Origin of the sequence: Cellulophaga sp. RHA_52 (assembly GCF_007827205.1) — a bacterium.
Taxonomy (GTDB): domain Bacteria; phylum Bacteroidota; class Bacteroidia; order Flavobacteriales; family Flavobacteriaceae; genus Cellulophaga; species Cellulophaga lytica.
Genome location: NZ_VIRZ01000001.1, coordinates 1,043,555 through 1,068,163, shown reverse-complemented (window position 1 = coordinate 1,068,163; position 24,609 = coordinate 1,043,555). Strand labels below are relative to the sequence as shown.

General features: G+C 32.4%; 17 protein-coding genes. 7 read left to right on the top strand and 10 right to left on the bottom strand.

The genetic code is table 11. The annotated features are described in order from the left end of the window. Positions 1-25 precede the first annotated feature (25 nt). Complete coding sequence (locus JM80_RS04635) at positions 26-499, bottom strand: CYTH domain-containing protein (protein WP_144709346.1); 474 nt, start codon at positions 497-499, stop codon at positions 26-28. Beyond that, positions 499-1,167, bottom strand: a complete 669-nt coding sequence (locus JM80_RS04630) for an NAD-dependent epimerase/dehydratase family protein (protein WP_075694712.1) — start codon at positions 1,165-1,167, stop codon at positions 499-501. Before JM80_RS04630 ends, JM80_RS04635 begins: the two co-directional genes overlap by 1 nt. Positions 1,168-1,194: 27 nt before the next feature. On the opposite strand from JM80_RS04630, the gene dinB reads away from it, so the two are divergent. The 7 genes from dinB to JM80_RS04595 all read left to right on the top strand — a co-directional run bounded on the left by dinB (position 1,195) and on the right by JM80_RS04595 (position 8,113). Continuing rightward, positions 1,195-2,292, top strand: a complete 1,098-nt coding sequence (gene dinB, locus JM80_RS04625; RefSeq protein WP_038505306.1) for a DNA polymerase IV — start codon at positions 1,195-1,197, stop codon at positions 2,290-2,292. Positions 2,293-2,393: 101 nt separating this feature from the next. Continuing rightward, a complete protein-coding gene (locus JM80_RS04620; protein WP_013620733.1) occupies positions 2,394-3,032 on the top strand; it encodes a peroxiredoxin in 639 nt (212 codons plus the stop codon). A gap of 94 nt (positions 3,033-3,126) precedes the next feature. Next, on the top strand, positions 3,127-4,218 hold the full coding sequence (locus JM80_RS04615; protein WP_034646689.1) for a sensor histidine kinase: 1,092 nt from the start codon (positions 3,127-3,129) through the stop codon (positions 4,216-4,218). Between the two features lie 3 nt (positions 4,219-4,221). Next, positions 4,222-5,544, top strand: a complete 1,323-nt coding sequence (locus JM80_RS04610; RefSeq protein WP_013620735.1) for a sigma-54 dependent transcriptional regulator — start codon at positions 4,222-4,224, stop codon at positions 5,542-5,544. A 468-nt stretch (positions 5,545-6,012) separates the two neighbouring features. Then, a complete protein-coding gene (locus JM80_RS04605) occupies positions 6,013-7,296 on the top strand; it encodes a Glu/Leu/Phe/Val dehydrogenase (protein ID WP_013620737.1) in 1,284 nt (427 codons plus the stop codon). A gap of 14 nt (positions 7,297-7,310) precedes the next feature. Then, positions 7,311-7,730, top strand: a complete 420-nt coding sequence (locus tag JM80_RS04600; RefSeq protein WP_034646691.1) for a GreA/GreB family elongation factor — start codon at positions 7,311-7,313, stop codon at positions 7,728-7,730. Then, positions 7,727-8,113 (top strand): hypothetical protein, encoded by a 387-nt coding sequence (locus JM80_RS04595; RefSeq protein WP_141103707.1) that lies wholly within the window; start codon positions 7,727-7,729, stop codon positions 8,111-8,113. The genes JM80_RS04600 and JM80_RS04595 overlap by 4 nt, the downstream gene beginning before the upstream one ends. A gap of 112 nt (positions 8,114-8,225) precedes the next feature. On the opposite strand, the gene JM80_RS04590 is transcribed toward JM80_RS04595, so the two are convergent. The 8 genes from JM80_RS04590 to JM80_RS04555 form a co-directional block, all read right to left on the bottom strand. Beyond that, entirely contained in the window at positions 8,226-8,888 is a 663-nt protein-coding gene (locus tag JM80_RS04590; protein WP_013620740.1) for an ABC transporter ATP-binding protein, read from the bottom strand. A 12-nt stretch (positions 8,889-8,900) separates the two neighbouring features. After that, the gene (locus JM80_RS04585) at positions 8,901-11,345 is read right to left on the bottom strand and encodes an ABC transporter permease (RefSeq protein ID WP_144709345.1); all 2,445 of its coding nucleotides are present in this window, start codon (positions 11,343-11,345) and stop codon (positions 8,901-8,903) included. A 23-nt stretch (positions 11,346-11,368) separates the two neighbouring features. Next, positions 11,369-13,756 (bottom strand): ABC transporter permease, encoded by a 2,388-nt coding sequence (locus JM80_RS04580; RefSeq protein ID WP_144709344.1) that lies wholly within the window; start codon positions 13,754-13,756, stop codon positions 11,369-11,371. Positions 13,757-13,933: 177 nt separating this feature from the next. Then, a complete protein-coding gene (locus tag JM80_RS04575) occupies positions 13,934-16,348 on the bottom strand; it encodes an ABC transporter permease (RefSeq protein WP_144709343.1) in 2,415 nt (804 codons plus the stop codon). Positions 16,349-16,358: 10 nt separating this feature from the next. Further along, entirely contained in the window at positions 16,359-17,111 is a 753-nt protein-coding gene (locus tag JM80_RS04570) for a head GIN domain-containing protein (RefSeq protein ID WP_144709342.1), read from the bottom strand. A 28-nt stretch (positions 17,112-17,139) separates the two neighbouring features. Beyond that, positions 17,140-19,569 (bottom strand): ABC transporter permease, encoded by a 2,430-nt coding sequence (locus JM80_RS04565; protein WP_144709341.1) that lies wholly within the window; start codon positions 19,567-19,569, stop codon positions 17,140-17,142. A 175-nt stretch (positions 19,570-19,744) separates the two neighbouring features. Then, the gene (locus JM80_RS04560; RefSeq protein WP_144709340.1) at positions 19,745-22,177 is read right to left on the bottom strand and encodes an FtsX-like permease family protein; all 2,433 of its coding nucleotides are present in this window, start codon (positions 22,175-22,177) and stop codon (positions 19,745-19,747) included. A gap of 29 nt (positions 22,178-22,206) precedes the next feature. After that, positions 22,207-24,564 carry an ABC transporter permease gene (locus JM80_RS04555; protein WP_013620747.1) on the bottom strand — a complete coding sequence of 786 codons (2,358 nt, stop codon included), beginning with the start codon at positions 24,562-24,564 and terminating at the stop codon, positions 22,207-22,209. Positions 24,565-24,609 lie beyond the last annotated feature (45 nt).

The following is a 24,609-nucleotide window of genomic DNA, read 5'->3' as shown; positions in this document are numbered from 1 at the left end:
AGTAAAATTTACTAGACTTTTTTATTTATAAACTCCAATTTTTAAAGGGATTTTTACTTAACTGAGAATTATAATATTTAATATCACCAGTAACCTCTTCTCCTAACCAGTTGGGTTTTACAAATTCCTCATCCTCATCTTTTAATTCTATTTCGGCTATAATTAAACCTTGGTTGTCACTAAAAAATTCATCAACTTCATACAAGTGGTTTGCTACAGTAACATTGTAACGTATTTTATCAATTACACCTTCTTCGCATAATTTAAGCAATGCTTCTGCTTCATTAATTGGTATTTGCTTTTCCCACTCAAACCTAGATGTTCCCGTGCTGTTAGATTTTCCTTTTATGGTTAAAAAACCGTCATCGCCCTTTATTCTAACCCTAACAGTACGCTCAGGATCTGTATTTAAAAAACCTTGTACTATTCTTTTTTCAGCAATTGATTCAGCTTTAAAAGCATCACTCTTTACCAAAAATTTACGTTCTATTTCTACCATTATTCACCTCCTAATTCCTTAATCTTATCAGACTGTATTTTTATAGTGTTTTCTTCATTATTTCCTAACCAAACCATAGCTTTTGCAATTGTTTCTGGGTGTATTGGTCTGTATTTTTTTAAAGAGCCAATTAATAAAAACTGAAACACCTTAAAAAACTGTTTTGCCAACCACTCTCCCATTCTTTTTTCATCTCTTTTACCTGCAATTAAAGATGGCTGCAGTATATGCGTTTTGGGTATTTGCAATGCAATTACAGCATCTTCCATTTGGCCTTTAACCTTATTGTAAAAAACCGAACTAGACGCATTTGCTCCTAAGGCTGATATTACCATAAATGTTCCTATTCCATTTTCTTTACATAATTTTGCGGCTTGTAATGGTATACCGTAATCTATTTTTTTATAGGTTTCTTTATCTGGTGTTTTTGCCTTTGTGGTGCCAATACAACAATACACCTCATCTGCCGTAAAACTACTTTTGTGTTTTTCTAGATCATGAAGATCTACCAAATACTCATCAATTTTAGCATGTGTAAATCCGCTTAAAGATCTAGAAAATAGCTTTATTTTTGCATAGGCATTATGTTGAGTTAATAAAGATACCAAAGCACTGCCAGTTACACCGGTTGCGCCCAATACAATAGCTGTTTTTTCTTTTGTTTTCATCAACCTAAATATACCGTAAATTTGTGTATGACCAAGGATTTACCTTTACGAAAAATTATTCATGTAGATATGGATGCTTTTTACGCATCTGTAGAGCAGCTAGATAATCCTGAGCTTATTGGCAAGCCATTGGCTGTTGGTGGTGGTGAAAAAAGAGGTGTGGTTTCTGCCGCTAGTTATGAGGCTCGTAAATTTGGTGTACGCTCTGCTATGAGTGGCTATATGGCAAAACGTAATTGTCCAGATTTAATTTTTGTACCACCCCGATTTGCAAGATATAAAGAGATATCTCAAAAAATTAGAGCCATTTTTTATGATTATACAGATTTAGTAGAACCGCTTTCTTTAGACGAGGCTTATTTAGATGTTACTGTAAACAAAAAAGGAAATCCATCTGCATCTTTACTTGCAAAAGAAATTAGAGAGCGTATATACAATGAGTTAGGATTAACAGCATCTGCAGGCATATCTATAAATAAATTTATTGCAAAAGTTGCAAGTGATTACAACAAACCAAACGGACAAAAAACAGTTAACCCAGAAGAAGTTTTAGCCTTTTTAGAAGAGTTAGAAATTCGTAAATTTTATGGTGTAGGTAAGGTTACCGCAGAAAAAATGTACAAAGTGGGTATTTTTACGGGTTTAGACCTTAAAAATAAAAGCTTAGAATTTTTAGAAAAACATTTTGGCAAAAGTGGTGCCTATTACTACCACGTTGTTAGAGGCATACACAATAGTCCAGTTAAACCAAACCGAATACCAAAATCTGTGGGTGCAGAACGCACTTTTAATGAGAATTTAAGTAGTGAAATTTTTATGTTAGAGCGATTAGAAAATATTGCTAGCGAATTAGAACGCCGACTTAAAAAAAGTAAAATTGCTGGTAAAACAATTACTTTAAAAATTAAGTATAGCGATTTTACATTGCAAACAAGAAGCAAAACCATACCTTATTTTATAGCAGATAAAGACCTAATACTAGAAATTGCTAAAGAATTACTGTACCAAGAAAAGCTTGAAAACTCGGTTCGTTTATTGGGAATTTCATTAGCTAATTTAAATACTCCAGACAAGAAAAAACCTGAACAAGAAAGTATTAGCGTACAGTTAAAGTTCATGTTTTAACTCTCTAATTTACACAAAGTTTAACCTATTTTAACGCTTTAAAAGTAAATAATCTACTAATTTTGTAGGGTAAATAGATTTTTAATTAAAAATACAATAATATGGCTAGTTTAAGATTGGGTGATGAAGCACCAGATTTTACTGCAGACAGTTCTGTAGGAACAATAAATTTATACGATTATTTAGGTGACAGCTGGGGAATTCTTTTTTCTCATCCAGCAGATTTTACACCAGTTTGTACTACAGAATTAGGTACGGCTGCACAGTTTAAAGATGAGTTTGACAAGCGTAACGTAAAAATGATTGCATTAAGCGTAGATGGTGCAGCTTCTCATAACGAGTGGATTAAAGACATTAACGAAGTACAAAATACTACAGTTACTTTTCCTATAATTGCAGATGAGGACAAAAAAGTATCTACTTTATATGATATGATACACCCTAATGCAGACAACCACTTAACAGTACGTTCTGTATTTATAATTGGGCCAGATAAAAAAGTGAAATTAACACTTACATACCCTGCATCTACAGGGCGTAATTTTTATGAGTTGTTACGCGTAATAGACTCTTTACAACTTACTGCAAACCATAAAGTAGCTACACCTGCTAACTGGAAAAATGGTGAAAAAGTAGTTGTTAGTCCGGCTATTGCTACTAGCGATGCAGAAAAAATATTTTCTAAAGGAGTAGAAGAAATTAAACCTTATTTAAGGATGACACCAGACCCTACTGCCTAACAAAGTTGTTTGTATAAAACCTGGCTCTAGTAGACGTTTTGTTTACTAGAGCTATTTTTTTGTAGTACATTTATCTTCCCTTAATTTTATACTTATGGTAACAGCAGAAGAAAAACTTAGAGAGCGTATTAAAGAACTCACCTGTTTGTATGACGTTACTTCTATAATTGTTAATTGCGATTATAATGAAATTGAAGTTGGTTTACAAGCCATTGTATCTTGCTTAAAAAACGCATGGCAATATATAAATGACACCTATGTTGTGCTTAAAACCGATGAGTACCATATTGAAACTAAAAAAGAATATAAAGACTACGTTTTTTTAACCTCCGCTATTACGTTATTTAATAAAGAAATTGGGACTATAAAAGTTGGTTACCCATCTAAAAAATATAGTGTTTTAGATTTTCTTGAAGAAGAACAACAACTGCTAAATAATGTTTGTTTAGAGGTTGGCAACTTACTAGAACGTAAAGAAATTAAGGAAAACGAAATTTTAATTAAAAGGCAAGTAGAACAATCAGACAGGTTGCGTATACTTGGTGAAATTACAGCAGGTATTGCTCATGAGCTAAATACACCACTTGCTAATATTTTAGGCTTTGCAGAACTTTTAAAAGACCGCACAAAGCAAGACTCCCAAGCTACTAAAGATTTAGATAAAATTATTAATAGTGCTATTTACTCTAGAGAAGTAGTAAAAAAACTAATGTTTTTTGCTTGTGAAATGCCTCAACAAAAAAGTTTAGTCAATATTATTCCTATCTGTAAAGAAGCCATAGAACTTTTAAAACCTATACTAAAAACTAAAAATATAACACTTAACTTTAGTTCTAGTAATAGCAAAATAGCATTAAAAATAGACCGCATACAACTTACCCAAGTGCTATTTAACTTGGTTATAAATGCTATTTATTTTTCTGAAGAAAATGGTGTTATTGTATTAGATATAAAAGATAAATCTGCTACAGTAGAAATACATATAAAAGACCAAGGTACTGGTATAGATACTAATTTGGGTGATAAAATTTTTGAGCCCTTTTTTACTACCAAACCGGTAGGCGAAGGATCTGGGTTAGGGTTAAGCGTAGTACACGGCATTGTTAAAAGTCATAAAGGAAATATAAGCTTTAGTGCTAATATGCCAAAGGGCACTATATTTACTGTAGCAATTCCTAAATTGTAAAAAATGGAGCTAGAAAAAGAGAACATACTCATTGTAGATGATGATATACACATTTTAGAACTTTTACAACGCCATTTACAAGCCTTAAATTACCACGTATACAAAGCTGTATCTGTAAAACAGGCTTTATACGTATTGCATGACTCTACTATAGATTTGCTAATTACAGATATACAAATGCCAGAAATTGATGGCTTGCAGCTATTAAAATATACTGCAGAACATTACCCACATATTCCCAAATTAGTTATTACAGGTTACCCGTCTGTAGATGATGCTATGAGCGTAATAAAATCTGGCGCAACAGATTACCTTACCAAACCTTTTACAAAAGAAGAACTTAAACAGGCCGTTAATAGGTCATTAGAAACTGCTAAAAAAACTCAGCAACAAAAACCTAAAAAAAAGCTAACAGCTACAGGTTACGGACAAATGATTGGGCAATCTGTTGCCTTTGAAAAAGTAACTCAAATTATAGAACGCGTAAAAGACAACAAGGCTACTGTTTTAATAGAAGGTGAAAGTGGCACTGGTAAAGAGCTTGTGGCTAGGGCTATTCATTTTTCTGGTAAGTTTGCCAAGCAACCCTTTATTGCTGTTAACTGTGGTGCCATACCTGAGAACTTATTAGAATCTGAGCTTTTTGGCTATACAAAAGGTGCTTTTACAGGTGCTAACGAAAATAAAAATGGTTTTTTTCAGGCAGCAAATAACGGTACATTATTTTTAGATGAAATTGGTAACGCATCTACAGCTGTACAAGCTAAATTACTACGTGCTTTACAAGAAAAAGAAATTACAAAAGTAGGCTCGCAAAAAGCAGAAAAAGTAGACTTGCGCATTATTGCTGCAACAAATAATAACTTACAAGAAGATATTGCCAACAAAACCTTTAGAGAAGATCTGTATTACAGGCTAACCGTAGTGCAAATAAACGTGCCACCATTACGAGAAAGAAAATCTGATATTCCGTTACTGGTAGAGCAGTTTTTAAAAAAATACGGTGTAGAATACAAAGACCGTTTATTACAAATTACAGATGATGCTTTAAAAATGCTACAAAGGTACCATTGGCAAGGCAATATTAGAGAGCTAGAAAATGTAATACAACGCGCCGTTATTATGAGCGATGGAAAAATTGACATAAAAGATTTTCCTGATTATTTAAAATATAAAATAGAATTTCCAGATGCTTCATTTTCAAGCTTACAGCAAATGGAAAAAGAGTACATTTTAAAAGTGTTGGCTGCCACAAACAATAACAAAACTAAGGCTGCAGAAATTCTTCAAATAGACCGTAAAACATTACGTCAAAAATTAAAGTAAAAAACGGGTAATTTTTCCCCAACTGGGGCATTTCTCCTCGCCTCAGTTTTTAGTTGAAATTATTTTCATCTTTTTATAACTCTGATTATCAAGTTTCTATAGCAAATCTGCATTTTTAAATCTTTTTAGGCACACAGCTTGCCAATACACACACGAGTAAGTTATTATAAAAATGATATTAGATTTTTATAGTTGATTGATTGATTTGTCTACTTGGCTTTCTAAATGTTTAACTCAAGTGGTGTGGTTTTTTTGTGAAAGTCAAGTAGCATTTTAATAATCTAAATACAACATAATGATAAAAATAATAGAAAAGAGCCTTTGCAATACTTGTGAGCACGAGCGACTTTGTGTACTAACAAAAAATAAAAATTCTATATACAACTGTAGCGATTATCAACAAGGGACAAATGAAGACTTTGATCTAAAAAAAGAAGATAAAACAGAATTAGTTTTAAATTAAATATAATGATAGCAAAACAGCAGAAAAAGTTGAAGCAAGGGATGCTAGATAATGTTATGCGACAATTTAATTACAGCGCAGACAACATAAACTTAAATCCTAATATTAGAAAAATATTAAGCATCACTAACAACGAGCTTGTTGTACATTTTCCTGTAAAAATGGATAATGGAGATGTAGAAGTATTTACAGGCTATAGAGTACAACATAACAATGCGCTTGGCCCGTATAAAGGTGGTTTACGTTACCACCCAACTGTAGATATAGATGCTGCCAGAGCTTTAGCAATGTGGATGACTTGGAAAACCTCTTTAGCTGGCTTACCTTATGGTGGTGCAAAAGGTGGCATTCAGTTAGACCCTAGCAAGTACTCCCAAGCAGAGTTAGAGCGTATTACTAGGAGATTTACATATGCCTTAGGAGATAATATTGGCCCAGAATTAGATATTCCTGCACCAGATGTTAATACAAATCCGCAAACAATGGCGTGGATTTTAGATACGTACATGTCTACAAAAGCACCATCAGAACGCTCTAAAAATATGCACGTTGTAACAGGAAAACCTGTGGGTGCTGGCGGCTCTGAGGGTAGAGACAGAGCTACAGGTTATGGTGTGTTTTTGAGTATAAAATTTTGGGCAGAAAACAAAAAAGTAAGCCTAAAAGACAAAAAATATATTGTACAAGGCTTTGGAAATGTTGGTTACTGGACTTCTCATTTTTTAGAAAATGAAGGTGCCATTTTAGTTGGCGTACAAGATGCATCCGGCTCTATTATAAATGAAAACGGAATATCTGTTGAAGATTTATACAAGCACACTATGCAGCACAAAGGTGCTGTTGCTGGCTTTAACGATGCTACACCAATATTAAACGAAAACTTTTTTGGAATTAATTGCGACATATGTGTGCCTGCCGCTTTGGGAAACCAAATAACAGCAAATAACGCAGATAGTATTAAGGCTTTTTTAATTGCTGAAGGTGCAAATGGGCCAACAGATGTTGAAGCTGAAAAAATACTGTTAGAAAAGGGTGTTGCTATTATACCAGACATTTTATGCAACTCTGGAGGGGTAATTGGTAGTTATTACGAGTGGTTGCAAAATAGAAACGGAGAAATTTGGCAGTTAGATGAAGTGCTAGAAAAAATGCACAAAAAACTAAAAGAATCTTTTAATAAGGTAATGAAAACTGCTTTAGAAAAAGATATAGATATGCGTACTGCTGCTTTTAATATTGCCATAGAGCGTTTAGAACAGGCATATGTACAAAGAGGAATTTTTCCATAAATAATTGTAAAAAAATGAAATACGGAGGCTTAATTATTGAAAAAAAAGAATATGTGTTGCTTAAAAAGTTGATGAACCTGTCTGGTTACCATAAAGATGCAACATATAAAAAATCTATTGCTAAGCTTAATAATGAGCTAAAGACTGCTGCTGTAAAAGACGAAAAAGATATGCCTACAGATGTTATTAGGTTTAACTCTATTGTTACAGTTACAGCAGATGAAGGATGGCAAAAGAGTTTTCAGTTAGTTAAGCCATCTGATAGTGATTTAAAAAACAAAAAATTATCTATTTTAACTCCTATGGGCACTGCTGTAATTGGTTACGCAAAGGGCGATAAACTTTTATGGGAGTTCCCAGCAGGAGAAAAAACCCTTACGGTAACCAACGTAGAACAAAAAAATAATTACATAGATATAAATACATTGGTATGAATACAAAATTGTTTTACAACCACGAGGAAGACCGCAGTATAATGATGAAAAAAGACAAAGAAGAGCTGCGTAATTGGATAAGTAATTTAGAGTTTATTGCTGAAGAATTAGGGTATTTAATAGAGATTGAAAGTCGTATTGCCAATCAAAAAACTATAAAACAAGAGCTGCATAATTTACAAAAAGAAAATGCAGAAATGGTAGTAGAAATGCGTAGATATAACAATACTACACTTGGCAATTTAGAATGTGACACTGTAGAGTGTGATGCTTTTTATCTTGAAAATCACGAAAGAAAAAGAACTGAATATTTAGCTCATATACGCAAATACAGAAAAACAAAAACCAAAACTTTTTCTCTGATTTTACTTAAAACCGCATAAATTATATAAGAAGGTTTTATATAAGTTACCCTTCTTACTATAACTAGGTTTTTGCATTTAGGCCTAGATAGAACACAACGGTGGGGGCTGTTGTGTTCTTTTTTTATAGCTCTTATACTTGTCTCCCGTCTAATAAATGTAAGGTTCTAGACCCATAAGCTGCATTTTTTTCTGAGTGTGTAACCTGTATAATTGTTACGCCTTCTTTATTTAATTCTTTAAAAATCTCCATAATTTCTTCACCTTGTTTAGAGTTTAAATTACCTGTTGGCTCATCTGCTAAAATAAGTTTTGGATTAGATATTAATGCCCTAGCAATACCTACCAATTGTTGTTGACCTCCACTAAGCTGACTAGGAAATAGGTTTTGCTTACCTACAATATTAAATTTATCTAGCATATCTGCAACCAATGCTTTACGCTCAGACGAGCTGTACTTCTTGTACAACAAGGGCATTTCTAAATTTTCATACACGGTAAGTTCATCTAATAAATGATAGGCCTGAAAAACAAAACCAATGTACTGTTTATACAAGTTAGAGCGGTGTTTTTCTTTTAAATTGTGTACAGAATCTTCTAAAAAATTATATTCACCCTCATTAAATACATCTAACATACCTATAATATTTAACAAGGTAGATTTTCCTGAACCAGACGGCCCCATAATAGAAATAAACTCGCCTTCTTCTACTTTTAAATTGATGTCTTTTAGCAAAAATATTTTTTGTCCTCCAGACTGTACCCATTTGTATATATTGTTTAATTCTAATAACATAATTTGTATTTTTTACTCTGTTCGTAAACTTTTTATTGGATTTTTAGTAGATGATATGTAGGTGCGCACGCCCATAATTAACATTGCAACTATTAGCATAATAACACCACTAATTGCAAAAACCCACCAACTTAAACTAGTTTTATTTGCAAAGTCTTGCAACCAATAATCTATACCAAAATAGGCTATTGGCGCAGCAATTATAAATGCAATAGCAACCAAGCTTAAAAACTCTTTACTTAGCAACAGATTTAGCTCTAATAAAGAGGCTCCTAATACTTTACGTATACCTATTTCCTTGGTTCTGCGCTCTGTAGTATAAACCACAAGACCAAGCAAACCTAAACAGCTAATTGCAATAGCTAAACCTGTTGCCCAATTTAACAATACAGCAGTTTTACGCTCTTGGCTATAAAAACGTTTTATAGTGTCATCCATAAAAATAAGCTCAAAAGGCTCTTCTGTATATACGCTTTTCCAAGCATTTTCTAACTTTTTAGTTGCATTGGGTAAATTTTCTCCGTTTACATTGGCAAAAGAAATGTGAAACGTTTTAAAACTTCTGTTTGTACCTCCTGTACCCATAAATGCTAATGGGTTAATAGCAGTTTTTAATGAACGTTGATTAAAATCTTTCATAACACCAATTATTTGGTGTTCTTCACCTTCACTTTTAATCATTTCTCCCAAAGCATCTTCGGGGTTTTTAAAACCCAATAAACGCAAGTACGTTTCATTAATCACAAACTCTTTAATACTATCATTGTTTTGCTTTCTACCGGCAAGCAATTCAATTCCGTATAGGTCTAAATAGTTTTTATCGCCGTATAATAATTGTAATTCTGTATGTATTGGTGCGTTAGCATCACCATAGTAGCTAACGTTTGTTGCACTGGTACTAAAAGAAGCCGGAGGATACTCTGCCAAACTTATTTTGTTTACCTCTGGTATTGCTTCAATTTTAGTTAATAGTCGTTGTTGTTTTGCTGGCGTCATAGAATACCAAGGAGCTCTAACAGATGCTATGGCTTCTGTTTTAAAACCCATATCTTTTTGTAATAAAAATGATATTTGCTTCCCCACCAAAAGCGTAGCTATTATAAAAATCTGTGCTATTATAAACTGAAAAACAGTTAAGTATTTACGTAATGATGTTTTATCATTAGACGCTACAATTTGATTTTTTAATACTGCTATTGGCTTAAAATGAGAGAGTACTACTGCCGGATAAAAACCAGATAATAATGTAACAACTAAAAGCAATACAATAATGAATACAATAACTGTAGGCTCCGCAAATAGCTCTGAACTTAGACCTGCTGGTATATAGTTTGCAAATATATTTAACAGCCAAAAAGAAAGTGCTATAGACACAATTGCAGCACAAATGGTTAGTAAAAAAGTTTCTCCTAAAAACTGATAAATTAGTTGTTTTTTAGAGCCTCCTAGTGTTTTTCTAACACCAATTTCTTTTGCTCTTTGCGTTGCCTGTGCTGTATTTAAATTTATAAAATTAATACTACCTAGCAGCAGTAAAAAAAGAGCTACACAACCTAAACTTACTAATACCGATTTGCTCGCTGGCTCCGAGTCAAAATCAAAAGTGTAATAGTTAGTATCAAAATGCAATTCTTCTAGCGGCTGCATATAAAACTTACGCTCATTTCCAAACTCTTCTTCATTAGGGTCTATATGCTCTTTTGCCAACTTATTTAATGTAAGCTGTACATTTTTGGCTTTAGTATTTTTACTTGTCTTTATAAATAATTGTGAGGCCGAGTTTGTTCCGTTCCAATTACTGCTTAATACAGCACTTGTCATATCAGACTGGTGAGCTGTTTTTAATGAAATAAACTCTTCAAAAACAATATCTGTACGCTCTGTAAAATTAGCCACCACGCCAGTTACTTGCATATTTATGGTATCATTATACACCATATGAGCACCAATTATATCTGTATAGTTGGTATTTGGAAAATATTTTTTAGCCCTTTTTTCTGATAGTACTAACTGATTTGGACTCTCTAGCGCACTTTCTTTAGAGCCAGCCAACCATCTATATTTAAATACATTAAAAAAACCTTTATCGGCATAAATAACATAATCCGGATTTTTAAATGTTTTATCTGTAACTGTATTTTTTATGTGTAACGGATACGTAGTTAAAAAAGGGGCAACAGCAGCCAAACTAGCCGAGTTTTGTTTTAAGGCATCACCCAAAGGAAATGAAACTCCCGGATTGTAAAAACTCCCTTCTGGTGTTACAAACTCTGTTGTTACTCTGTATATATAATCTTTATCTGGATGAAATTTATCAAAAGTAAAATCGTAATACACCATTAAACCTATAACAAAAGACACGCTTAGGCCAATAGCCAAACTACTAATCTTAATTAAAGAAAAGAGCTTATTATTCCATAGATTTCTAAACGCTATTTTAAAATAATTCTTAATCATAATTATTATTTATAGGTTATAATTTACTCTGCTTTTAAGCTTTTAACTGGGTTTGCAGCTGCTGCTTTAATAGCTTGAAAACTTACTGTTATTAGCGCTATAATAACGGCACACATACCTGCTACAAAAAATACAAGCCATCCTATACTTACTCTAAAGGCAAACGTTTCTAACCATTTTTGCATAATAAAATACGCTACAGGAAAGGCAACAATTATAGATACTACAATTAGCTTTAAAAAATCTGCCGACAACATTTTTGTTATACCTAACACACTTGCGCCTAAAACTTTACGCACTCCTATTTCTTTTTTACGCTGTTCTGCCGTAAACGCTGCTAGCCCAAATAACCCTAAACAAGCAACAAAAATAGCAAGCAAGCAAAATAGTAGTCCTACCTTTGCCGTTTTACGGTCTTGCTCATACAATTGCTCCATATTTTTATCTAAAAAAGTATAGTCAAAACTAGAGTCTGGTGAAACTTTAGCATAGGCACCTTCTAACTGTTGCATTGTACTAGTTACAGATGCACTATTAAAACGAACAAGCAAGTAAGGTTTGCCTTCAAACCTACTGTTATGAAAAGCATAAGCACCAATTGGCTTGTGTAAAGACTCAAAATTAAAATCGTCTATAACACCAATTATTGTAGCATCGTCTCCCAACTGCATATCTACTTTTTTACCAATTGCTTCTTCTGGTGTTAATCCTAAATAGGTAATTGCTTTTTTATTTAAAACCACATCTACAAGCGTATCTCCTTCTTGTTTTACACTTGGTAATGTTTTACCTGCTAAAAGCTTCAATTGCAATACATCTAAAACGCTAGCATCTGCTACATTGGTTTGTATACTTTTTCCGTTTTCATCTTGGTCGTTTTTATGTAAAGATCTTCCGCTAACATCCATACCAGGGAAGCCCTGTGCAGCGCCTACTTCTATAACCGAGCTTAATTTTTTAACCTCGTTAGCTAAAGCTTGTTTTTTATTATAAGTTTTAATTGCAGCCGTAGAAACAGCTACAACGTTTTGTGGCTTGTACCCTAAGTCTTTATTTTTCATAAACTCTAACTGTTGGTACACCACTAATACACCCACAATTAAAACCACAGAAGCTGTAAACTGAAATACAACCAATGCTTTTCTAATAACTGCGTTACTTACGGTTCTGTTTGCTGGTTTTAATATAGCGCTAGGTGAAAAACCCGATAAGTAAAAAGCAGGGTAAGAACCCGCAACCAAGGTAGTAACCAACCAAACAATACATACACCAATTATAAAGCTTGGAGCCATAAGAAACTTATAATCTAAACTAGCACCTGTTATAGTATTAAAAATAGGAATAATTGCAATAGATAATACTACACCAATACACAATGCAATTAATGTTAGTAAACCTGTTTCTGCATAAAACCTGCCAACTAAGCTTTTAGATGATGCACCAAGTGTTTTATTTATACCCACATCTTTTGCTCTTTTTTGAGAACGTGCAGTCATTAAATTCATATAATTAACGCAAGCAATAAGTAAAATAAGTAATGCTAAAAACGATAAGTTTTTAATTTCAGAAATACTACCAATTCTAGATGTATATGTACTTGTGTAATCTTTAGAATATAAATGTACCTCTGATAGTGGTTGTAATGAAAGTGTATACCATTGTCCTTGCTTGTCTACATTTTTATCTAAAATTTGCTGCATTTGATTTTCAGAAGCCACTTTAGATGCATTGTCTTTTAACTGAACATACGTTTCAAAACTAGAGTTACTCCAGCTTGGTTCTTTAAAAAAGTATGTGGTACTAAATGATGCTATTAAGTTACAATCTATAGTACTGTTTTTGGCAAAGTCTTCAAAAACACCAGTTATTTCTAATTCTGTTTTATCATCTACTTTTATGGTTTTCCCCATAGGGTCTATAGTGCCAAAGTATTTTTGTGCAGCACTTTTAGATAATACAACAGTATTAGGCCTAGTTATTGCAGAAGCAGGATCTCCTTTAATAAATTTAGTATCAAAAATTGAAAAAAGTTCCTGGTCACACCAAAACAATCTTTTTTCTAAAAAATTATTATTGTTTGCTTTTATAAAGGCTGTTTCGCCAAAACTGTGTTGCAACATTCTGGCAGCATATTTTACTGCAGGCAATTCTTCTTTTAAAGCTGGCGCAACTGCAGCTGGTGCTGTTGCCATAATTTCTTTATCAAAAGCATCTCCGGTAGTATTAACTAATACTCTGTACGTATCTGCGTAATTTTTATACTGTGTATTATAACTTTTCTCAAAAGTAATAAATGCAAAAAGTAAAATGGCAATTGTTAAACCAATAGATAACCCTAAAACATTTAATGCCGAAAACATTTTGTCCATTTTAAGACTTCTCCATGCTATTTTAATATGGTTTTTAAACATAATTTTAAATTGTTAGCTGTAGTTTTTTTGATTGATACAATATCGTTTTCTAATTCTGTGCCAAAAAAGACAACAATCTAATTATCAGTTATTTATATTGATAGAATAAAATTAACTAAAATTAAAGTGTAAAAATATTTTACATAACCTGTCCATTATTTGTACGTTAAAAAAGAACTAATCTGCTCTTAAACTCTTTAACGGCTTTAATAAAGCAGCGCCTATTGCTTGATAACTTATGGTTACTACTGCAACTGATAAAGCAATACAGCCAGCACCTACAAAAATTCCCCAACTTAAATTTATTTTATAAGCAAAATCTTGCAGCCAGTTACTCATTAAATACCAGCCTATTGGTGTAGCTATTAGCATAGCTATAAAAATAAGCTTTAAAAAATCTAGTGTAATTAATTTATAAATGCTTTTAAAAGGAGCGCCTAGAACCAATCTTATACTTATTTCCTTTTGGCGTTGCTCTACCATAAAAGCAGACAAGGCAAATAGCCCTAAACAAGCAACCATAATGGCAAATAAGGCAAAGCTGTTAAAAATTTTACCCATACGTTTAACATCTTGGTGCATTTGAGCAAATTTCTGATCTAGAAAAGTATAATTAAAAGCTTGGTTGGGCACATTTTTATCCCAAACTGCACCAATTTCGGTTAAAGCTTCATTAACGGTAGTGCCGCTTAATTTTAAAGAAATTATACCTGTATCTTTACCAATAACAAGTGCTAAAGGTGTAATATCTTCTTTTAATGATTTAAAATGAAAATCTGAAACGACACCAACAATCGTCCAATTTTCACCATTAGAAATTTGCTTCCCTATTGGGTTTTTATACCCAAGTTCAGTTGCCATTTTTTCATTAATAATAATAGAATTTATAGCATCTGAGGCATAGTCTTCAGAAAAATCTCTACCATTATTTACTTCCATACCTAGAGTTGAAATGTAATCATAATCTACACGCCATATTTGTGCCGCAATTCCTTTTTCTTCATTACCTGCTGTAGATTTTCTAAATGTATTTCCATTTCTTTTTGTTCCTTCAATAGGCAAATAACTACTAACAGTAGCCTTTTTTACAGAAGGTAGCTGTACCAATTGATTTTTAAAGCTCTCTGTTTTATTTCCTAATATTGATGCTCCTTCTAAAACAACTATTTGCTCTTTATTATACCCTAATTCTTTAGTGAGTATAAAGTTCATTTGTTTGTAAATAATTAGCGTACCTATTATTAGTACTACAGATGTTGCAAACTGAAAAATAACCAACCCACTACGTAATCTACCGCTTTTACTACCTATACTTAGGTTGCCTTTTAATACTGCTATTGGTCTAAAACCAGACAAATAAAATGCAGGATAAAGTCCTGCCAATAAACCTACTATAACCGCAAACAAAACTATTATTGGTATAAACCAAATAGATTGCCAAGGCATACTTACATTTTTTAATGCTATAGCATTAAAAGAAGGTAATAATACCCAGGCCAAAAGCACTCCTAACGCAAATGAAATAACACTAAATAAAACAGACTCTGTTAAAAATTGAGAAATCAAGTTACTTTTATAAGCCCCTATAGTTTTGCGTAGTCCAACTTCTTTAGCTCTGTTAGCAGATTTTGCTGTAGATAAATTTATAAAGTTAATACAAGCTAATATTAAAATAAAGCCAGAAATAGCCCCAAAAAGCCATACAAATCTAATATCTCCGTGTTGCAAACCGTCTCCCATTTTTAGGTCGGACTTTAAATATATATCCTCTACAGGCTGTAGTTTATATTTTATAGTTTTTAGTACTTCTAAAAAATCTGGTGCTCTTCCTCTTTCTTTTTGTGCTGGTATTACATAGTTTTCCATTATAGAAAACATCTTCTTTTCTAGTTCTTTTATATTTGTTTTTTTATCTACCAAGATATATGTAAAATAGTTCTGGTTTGTCCAGTTCATATTTGTATCTTCAATAGGTAGTAAAAAATCAAATTTTAAGTGGGTGTTTGGGGGTCTATTTGCCATTACAGCACTAATAGTATAGGGCTTAGAGGTGTTATTGTCTAAAATAATATTTTTTCCTATTGCATCTCCATTAGGGAAAAAAATATCGGCTTTACTTTTTGAAATCACCAATTTTCCTGGAGCGCTTAATGCAGTACCACTATTGCCTTGTACTATATCAATTTCTAAAACATCTATTAAATCTTGATTTGCAAATATAAAACCGTCTTCTAACTTATTTTGAGATTCACCGGCAATTTTAAGGCCTCTTTTTCCTGCTCCAAAAAGCTCACTCGCATTTACTTTTGCTGCCTTTTTAATTTCTGGAAAATCTGATACTAAAGCATCTGCAAATGGCAATTGAAAATGAACACTTTTCATTACCTCACCGTTAAATTTTCCTTCCAGAACAACTCTGTATATTACATCTTTGTTTTTATAGTGTTGATCATATCCTAACTCATCTTTAATAAAAAGAGTTATTAACAAGCAAGCTGCAATACCAACAGCAAAACCTCCAACTTTAATTGCAGTAAAAAGTTTTTCATTTTTAAGACTTCTCCAGGCTATTTTAATATGGTTTTTAAACATAATTTTAGTATTACTGTATTTTCTGAATAGTTGCTTCGCCAATAATTAGACCTTTATTTAACTCTGGATTTCCTTGGTAAGCAACAGTTGCCTCACCATAAGCTGTAACTTTTAATTTTTTTGAAACCTGTACACGGTAAATACCCTCACCGTAAGCTGTAATTTTTGTGTTGTCATTTTTTATGCCTAAAGTGTTAATTTTAGTTTCTCCGTAAGCTGTAATTTTTAGGTTTTCTACACTACCTTTTTTAAGTTCTAAAAAACTTTCTCCGTATATAGTAGCGTGCAATTCTTTAAGGTCTGTATCATTTAAAAACACTTGTGATTCACCATAAATTTTTAATCGTAATTTGTTTTGGGCAAACTGACTTTTACACACTATAGTTTCTTCTCCTCTTAAAGACAATTCTTCTATATTTTTATAAGTAATAACAGCTTTTACAACGGTACCTTTGTAGATAGACGTACGCTGTTTGTAGCCATTTTTATATGTTTTTTCGCTTTTTGTAAACTCTTTTGCCCCTTCTAAATACAAGCGCAAAGTTTTCCCAGAAACCTCAACATTTATCTTATGTTCTTCTACCGTGCTACTTTCTATTATTACACTTTCTTTTTCTCCTTCTATAAAAGTTACTTGTATGTGAGGACTAATAATTACTTTATTAAATGCTGTTACTTTTTTTTCACTTACTTGTGCCCTAACACTCATAGTCATTACTACTAAAAAAAGTGCTGTTACTATTTTAATTTGATTGATTTTCATTTGTTCTAATTATTTTTGATTGATGAATTTACTCTGTTCGTAAGCTTTTTACTGGGTTAGATATTGCTGCTTTTATACTTTGATAGCTTACTGTTACAATAGAAATTGTAAGCACCAACACTGCAATTAAAATAAAAGACCATCCGTTAATTTCTATTCGGTATGAAAAATCTTCTAACCACTTTGTCATAACAAACCAAGCCAATGGTATAGCAATTACTATAGATATTGCTACTAGTTTTAAAAAGTCTAATGTTAATTTGTATACAATGTTACTTATACTTGCTCCTAGCACTTTGCGTACTCCTATTTCTTTAATTCGCTTTTCTGCGTTAAATGTTGCTAAACCAAATAACCCCAAACAAGCTATTAAAATTGATAAAATGGTAAAAGCAATAAATATTTTACCTAAACGCTCTTCTGCTTTATAAACATCATTAAAAGAATCGTCTAAAAAATAATAATTAAATGGTTGTTCTGAGGCTACATTTGCCCACAAACCAGCTATACTTGCTATAGATTTAGCAAAATCTCCTTTACTTAGCTTTACTACTAATTTGCTACTTACTCTACGACTTAGCCTAAAGCTTACAGGGTCTATTGTATTACGTAATGTAGAGATATGAAAATCTTTAACCACGCCAATAACTTTATATTCTATATTATCAGAATCATCTACCAATGCCATTCCAATAGCATCCGTTGGGTTAATTCCTAATCTGTTTAATGTTGTTTCATTTACTATAATAGCAGTAGAGTCTGTTTTGTACTTAGGGTCAAAGTTTCTTCCTGCTAATAAATTTATATTTAGTGTAGAAATATAATCTTCATCTACATCCCATTTTTGCATTTGTACTACAGCATCTTCAACAGCTCTTCCTTTTACCGTAAAAGATTGGTCTGTTCTGTTAGATGGTGTTGGTAAAAAACTTGTTAACGACACACTTTTTACACTTGCTAGTTTCTCTATTTCTTGCTTAAAAGATGTTACTTGCTCACCAGCAGCATATACATCATCTAAAACCAAAACCTGTTCTTTGGTGTAACCAATATCTTTCCCTTTTATATATTGTAATTGTTGAAAAACCACTAATGTACTGCCCATTAAAAACACAGAGATTGCAAATTGAAAAACGACTAATCCGTTTCTTATTTTTCCGCCAGTACCTGTTGTTTTACCTCCTCCTTTTAATACCGTTACTGGTTTAAATTTTGACATAAAAAATGCTGGATAACTACCAGAAAGTAATCCTAAAAACAGTGTGAAAACCAAAAGTGAAATCCAAAAAAACGGATTTAAAAACGGAATTTCTATACTTTTATTTGCTAAGTCATTAAAATATGGCAATGCTAAAAAAGTAACCAAGACAGCAAAAATTAATGCTATAAAAGCCACCAAACCAGACTCTATTAGAAATTGCTTTATTAAATGGTATTTAGAAGAACCTAATGTTTTACGAACACCAACTTCTTTAGCTCTTTTAAGAGATTGAGCTGTAGAAAGATTCATAAAATTTACACTTGCTAAAACTACTAAAAACAAGCCTATAAATGATAAAATATAAATATTTTGTATGCTATTGTTTGGGTTTAATTCTGCTACACGGTCTGAGTGTAAGTGTATTTTACGTAATGGTATAGTGCTAAAAACATAAGAGTTACCCTCGCTTTTAAAGCGTTCTACCGTCATTGTAGGCGCAAATGTTTTTTGAGCATAGGGCACAACATAACTTGTAAAAACATTTTGCAACCTTTTATTAAAACTAGCTATGCTAGTATTAGGGTTTAACTTTACAAAAGTGCTAAAGTTGTTGCTGCCCCAAGTAACTTCTTTTGCATTTGGGTTACTAGCCATAGACATAAGCATACTATAATCTCTTAAAAACGAGTTTTTAGGAAAATCTTTTATAACTCCTGTTACCGTATATACCTCATCATTATCTAAAACTATTTGTTTACCTATTACTTGTTCTTCTGTAAAAAGTGTTTTTGCTGTAGATTCACTAATTACAATAGTATTTGGCTCTTGCAATGCTGTTTCTGTATTACCTTGTAATAAGCCCAGTCCAAACATTTTAAAAAAGGAAGGATCTGCAAAAGCATTGCCATTAACTTTTATATTTTTAGTAGAATTTGTTTGGCGCACCAACATTCCGCCCCAACCTCTTAACCTCGTTGCCAGCTGTACTTCTGAGTATTCTTTTTCTAAAACTGATGCCATTGGTGGCGTTACAACAGCTAAATTATTAGAAGATGTCCCAAATTTTATATCTGCATTTATTCTATGAATTAGCGCTTCATCTGCAAACATTTTATCATAACTAAGCTCATCATAAATATATAATGAAATTAGTAGCGCACCTGCAACACCTATAGCTAAGCCAAATACATTTAAAAATGTAAAAAACAGGTTATTTTTTAAATTACGCCATGCTATTTTTAATTGATTTTTAAACATAATTTTTATTCTTTACTGTTCGTTTTTTGATTGATGCTTACTAATACCCTAATTCTATGCCAAAATATCAAAATACTAATATACAGATACTTACGTATTATTTTTAACTGAAAAATTGATACAACTGTAAAAAAAATTTACACAGACTGTCCATATTTTGTACGTTAAAAAAGAACTATTCCGTACGTAGGCTTTTAACTGGGTTTGCTATTGCAGACTTTATAGACTGAAAACCAACAGTTACAATTGTTATTAGCATTGCAAAACCACCTGCTAATAAAAACACCCACCATTTAATTTCAATTTTATAGGTAAAATCTTGTAACCAATTTTGCATAAAATAGTATGCTATAGGAGATGCAATTACAAACGCAACCAATACTAGCTTTAAAAAATCTTTGGTTAATAACTGTACAACAGATTTTACACTGGCACCTAAAACTTTACGTATCCCAATTTCTTTCTTCTTTTGTTCTGCAACATAAGACACCAAACCAAATAACCCTAGACAACTAATTAAAATGGCCAAAATGGTAAATGCTATAGATATTTTAGATAATTTTTGTTCTTCTGCGTATAACTTTTCGGTTTCTTTATCCACAAAAACATACTCAAATGGCGCATACGGATTCACTTTTTTCCAGTTGGCCTCTAAACCACTCAAAACACTTTTTAAATTGTTGGTTTCTAACTTAGCAACTATCCAATCTGGTTCTGTTTCACTATACATAAGCATAGGTGAAATTGCTTGTTTAAAATCTTCAAAATGAAAATTCTCTGTTACACCCACAATTTCATAATTCTCTGTTTCACTACCATAACTGCTAACAATTGTAGCTGCTAAGGCGTTTTCTATATCAATATTAAAAGCATTTAGCGTTGCCATATTTACCAATATACCTGTAGAGTCTGTTTCTCTAAGCTTACGACCTTTAATAATTTTGGTTCCAATGGTTTCTAAATAATTAGGAGTAATACCATTGTAAAAAACAGAGGTTAGGTTATCATCATCCTGACTAGGTAAACGCATTGCCATATCTCCCATAATAGATCTAGATGGATAATTGTTACTACCTGTAACAGAATTAACACCAGGTACTCCTTGTAACTGTGATTGTATAGCACTATAATTTTGTTGTAACTCTTGGGTACCTAAACGTATTGCTAGCAAATTGTCTTTGTTAAAGCCTAAATCTTTTTGCTTAGCAAATTTTAGTTGTTGTGACACTATTATAACACTTACTGTTAAAACTATTGATACTACAAACTGAAAAACAACCAAACCACGCCTTAATAAACCATTATTAGATTGTAATTCTGTTGCCCCTTTTAGCACTTTAGATGGCTTAAAAGAAGACAACACCAATGCAGGGTAAATACCTGCTATTAAACCTGTTAACAAACCCATAGATCCCAACAATAATAAAATTTTAAGGTTTAGTATGTGTTCTGGCTCTATGTTGCCACCTGTTAATACATTAGCTACCGGAAGCAACAATAAAACTATAGGTATACTAATAAATACTGCTAAAAATGCAATTAAAATAGACTCACTTAAAAATTGTTGTACCAATGAGCTTTTTTGTGCTCCAATGGCTTTTCTAACCCCTATTTCTTTTGCTCTTTTACTAGCTCTGGCTGTACTTAAATTAATAAAGTTTACACAAGCAACTAGTTGTACTATAAATGCTAAAAACAATAATGCATACAAGTATTCTATATTAGATACTTCTTCTATTTGCTTATCTATACCTTTAGAGTGCAAATGAATATCTGTAACAGATTGCAATAGTAATTTTTTATCAAAACCCATATCAGCCAAATCAATTCCTCCTCGATCTAGTAAAAACTTCGGTAACTTTTTTTCTAAACTGGTTTTGCTAACATTGGCTCCTAGTTTTATATAACTGTACGCAAAGTTTTGCGTTGCAAAATTGCTAATATTGTTAGTGTATTCACCAATGCCAGGCGAGTTCATACACAATATATAATTAGGATTTAAGTGGGTTGGAGTGGTTGGTTCATTAAAAACTCCTGTTACAGTTGCGTTAAATTGGTTTTCACCTGCACCAATAACCAATGTTTTATTAATAATTTGATTTTCATTTTTAAATAATTTTGAAGCTAGTTTTTTAGATAAAACAATACTATTTGGTTTTTCTAAGGCTGTAGCCAAATTACCTTCTGCGGCTGTATAATTAAAAAATTTAAAAAAGGTAGAATCGGCTACATACCCCTTACTCTCATAATAACTTTGATTGTTTTTAGGGTTACGAATTAGAGCTTCTTCTCCAGAACCAAAATAAACAACTCTACAAGCATCTACCACCTCAGGAAAATCTTCTTTTAAAGCAAAAGCTATTGGAGGGCTACTTGTAGCTACATCTGCATTTATACTGTTGTTACTTATTGACTTTATTTTAGTACGTATTCTGTATACAGAAGCAACATCGTTATGGTGCGTATCATACCCAAATTGTGCGTTAACATATGATATTATTATTAAGCAACATATTGTGCCTACAGTAAGACTAAGAATATTTATACCTGTTTGTAACGGATTTTTTTTAAGACTTCGCCACGCTATTTTTAATTGATTTTTAAACATAACTTTTTATTTTTTTGATTGATGATCTTTTACTCTGTTCGCAAGCTTTTTACAGGGTTATTTACAGCTGCTTTTATTGCCTGAAAACTTACAGTTAGCATAGCAATTGTAATGGCCCCTAAGCCTGCCAAAGCAAACATCCACCATTGTATGTTTATGCGGTAAGCATAACTTTGTAACCAGCTAGACATTGCCCACCAAGCCAGCGGTATGGCTATAGCTATAGACAAAATAACTAGTCTTATAAAATCTTTAGAAAGTAGGTTTACTATATTAGCTACGCTAGCACCTAAAACTTTACGTACCCCAATTTCTTTGCTTCTTTGTTCTGATGTGTATGCGGCTAAACCAAACAAGCCTAAACAAGAAATAAGTATTGCTAATATTGCAAATAGTTTAGATAATGTGCCTACCAACATTTCGCTTTTAAACTTTTGGTTAAACGCATCGTCTACAAACTCATACTCAAACGGAAAAGCTGCATTATTTTTTTGCATAACACTTGCCATTGCTGTTATTGCATTTTTAGTGTCTGCAGTTTTAGCAATACGCACATACATATATTGTGCCTCTGTAGGTGCATTAAGAAAAATTACAGGATCGCTTTTACCGTACATATCACCATATAAAAAGTCTTTAACTACACCAACAACATTATACCTATCCTCTCCAAAATAAATGCTTTTACCAACTGCAGAAACAGGATCTATTAGTTTTGCAAATGACTCTGTAATTATAAAATTTACACTGTCTAATTCTGGTTTTGGCTTAAAGTTTCTGCCATCAATAATCTCCATACCTGCAGTAGAAAGAAAATCTGAATTTATATACCTAAATGATATAAGCATTTCATTATTTTCATCTGCCATACCAGACCAAGTTGCTCCAGATCCATTATTACCTATAGACAGTGTGTTGTAACTGTTTAAACCCACATTATCTATTAAACCTGTAGCAAGCATCTCTTGTTTTATAGCGGTATAATTTTTAACCATATCACCCCTTACATTCATTGTTATAAGGTTAGATTTGTTATACCCTAACTGTCTGTTTTTTACGTGCTGTACTTGCTTGTACACCACTATAGTGCATATTATTAGTACTATTGAAGCTGCAAACTGGGTTACAACCAATCCTTTTCTAATAAAAACAGAACCTTTTTGGTTGCTACTAATACCTTTTAAAACTGTTACAGGTAAAAATGAAGACAAATAAAATGCTGGGTAGCAGCCTGCAAAAACACCACAAAAAATAGTTATACCAAGTAAAACTAACCAGTGTATAGGATTAGTTAACCCCATTCCCAATTGTTTTTCTATAATGATATTAAATTGTGGCAATACTAAAAACACTAACAATATGCTTACCAGCGTTGCTATACTTGCAATAACTAAAGATTCTGTTATAAATTGAAAAATTAAGCGTTTACGACCAGCGCCTAAAACTTTACGCACACCAACCTCATTAGCTCTTTTAGCGCTACGTGCTGTAGAAAGGTTCATAAAATTAATGCAGGCAATTATTAAAATAATCCAAGCAATTACAGAGAATAAATTTACATACACTATTCTACCACCAACCTGTACTCCGCCTTCAAAATTATCTCGTAAACGCCAGTCTAGCATACTATGCATAAAAGCATAGGTATCACTATCCTCTACTTTAGTTTGCAAAAACTTTTTTACAGTAGTATTTACTACTGCTGCATCTACTTTTTTATCTAATTGTATATAGGTATCTACTGAGTTATTTTCCCACTCTTGCAAATACTCTTTATCTTTTGCATACGGCTCAAAAGGTGCAAGCCAATTAAATTTTACGGTAACATTTTCCGGAAAATCTGCTACTACACCTGTTACCGTATACGTTGTTGTTTGGTCTACTTTTAAAATTCTGCCTATAGCATTATTGCCTTCTCCAAAAAATTGTGATGCAGTTTCATTGGTAAGTATTATGGCATTTGTACGGCCAAATGCTGTTTGCGCATTACCTTGTATAAAACTTAAACTAAATATGTTTATAAAGTCGTTATCTGCGTAATATCCTTTTTTATAAAACGATTTTTCATCTATGGTAAAAAGATGCTCTTCATCTCTAACTCTTGTTGCATTTACTATGCCTGGCACTTCTTTTTTTAAAGCTTCTGCCATAGGTCCTGGAGTAGATGTAAACGTGCGCCACTCGCCATTATATTGTTGGTTTGTTGGCAAATAGTACACCTGTTCTTTATTAGGGAAAATTGCATCGTAGTTTACCTCATCTTCTACCCATAAAAAAATAAGACTAGCACAGGTTATGCCCATTGCTAACCCAAATATGTTGAGAAAACTATAGCCTTTATTTTTTAATAAGCTCCTAAATGCAATTTTAAAATAATTTTTGAACATGGTGATTGGCTATTTTGATTGATTGATTGATAAATGATTTTGATT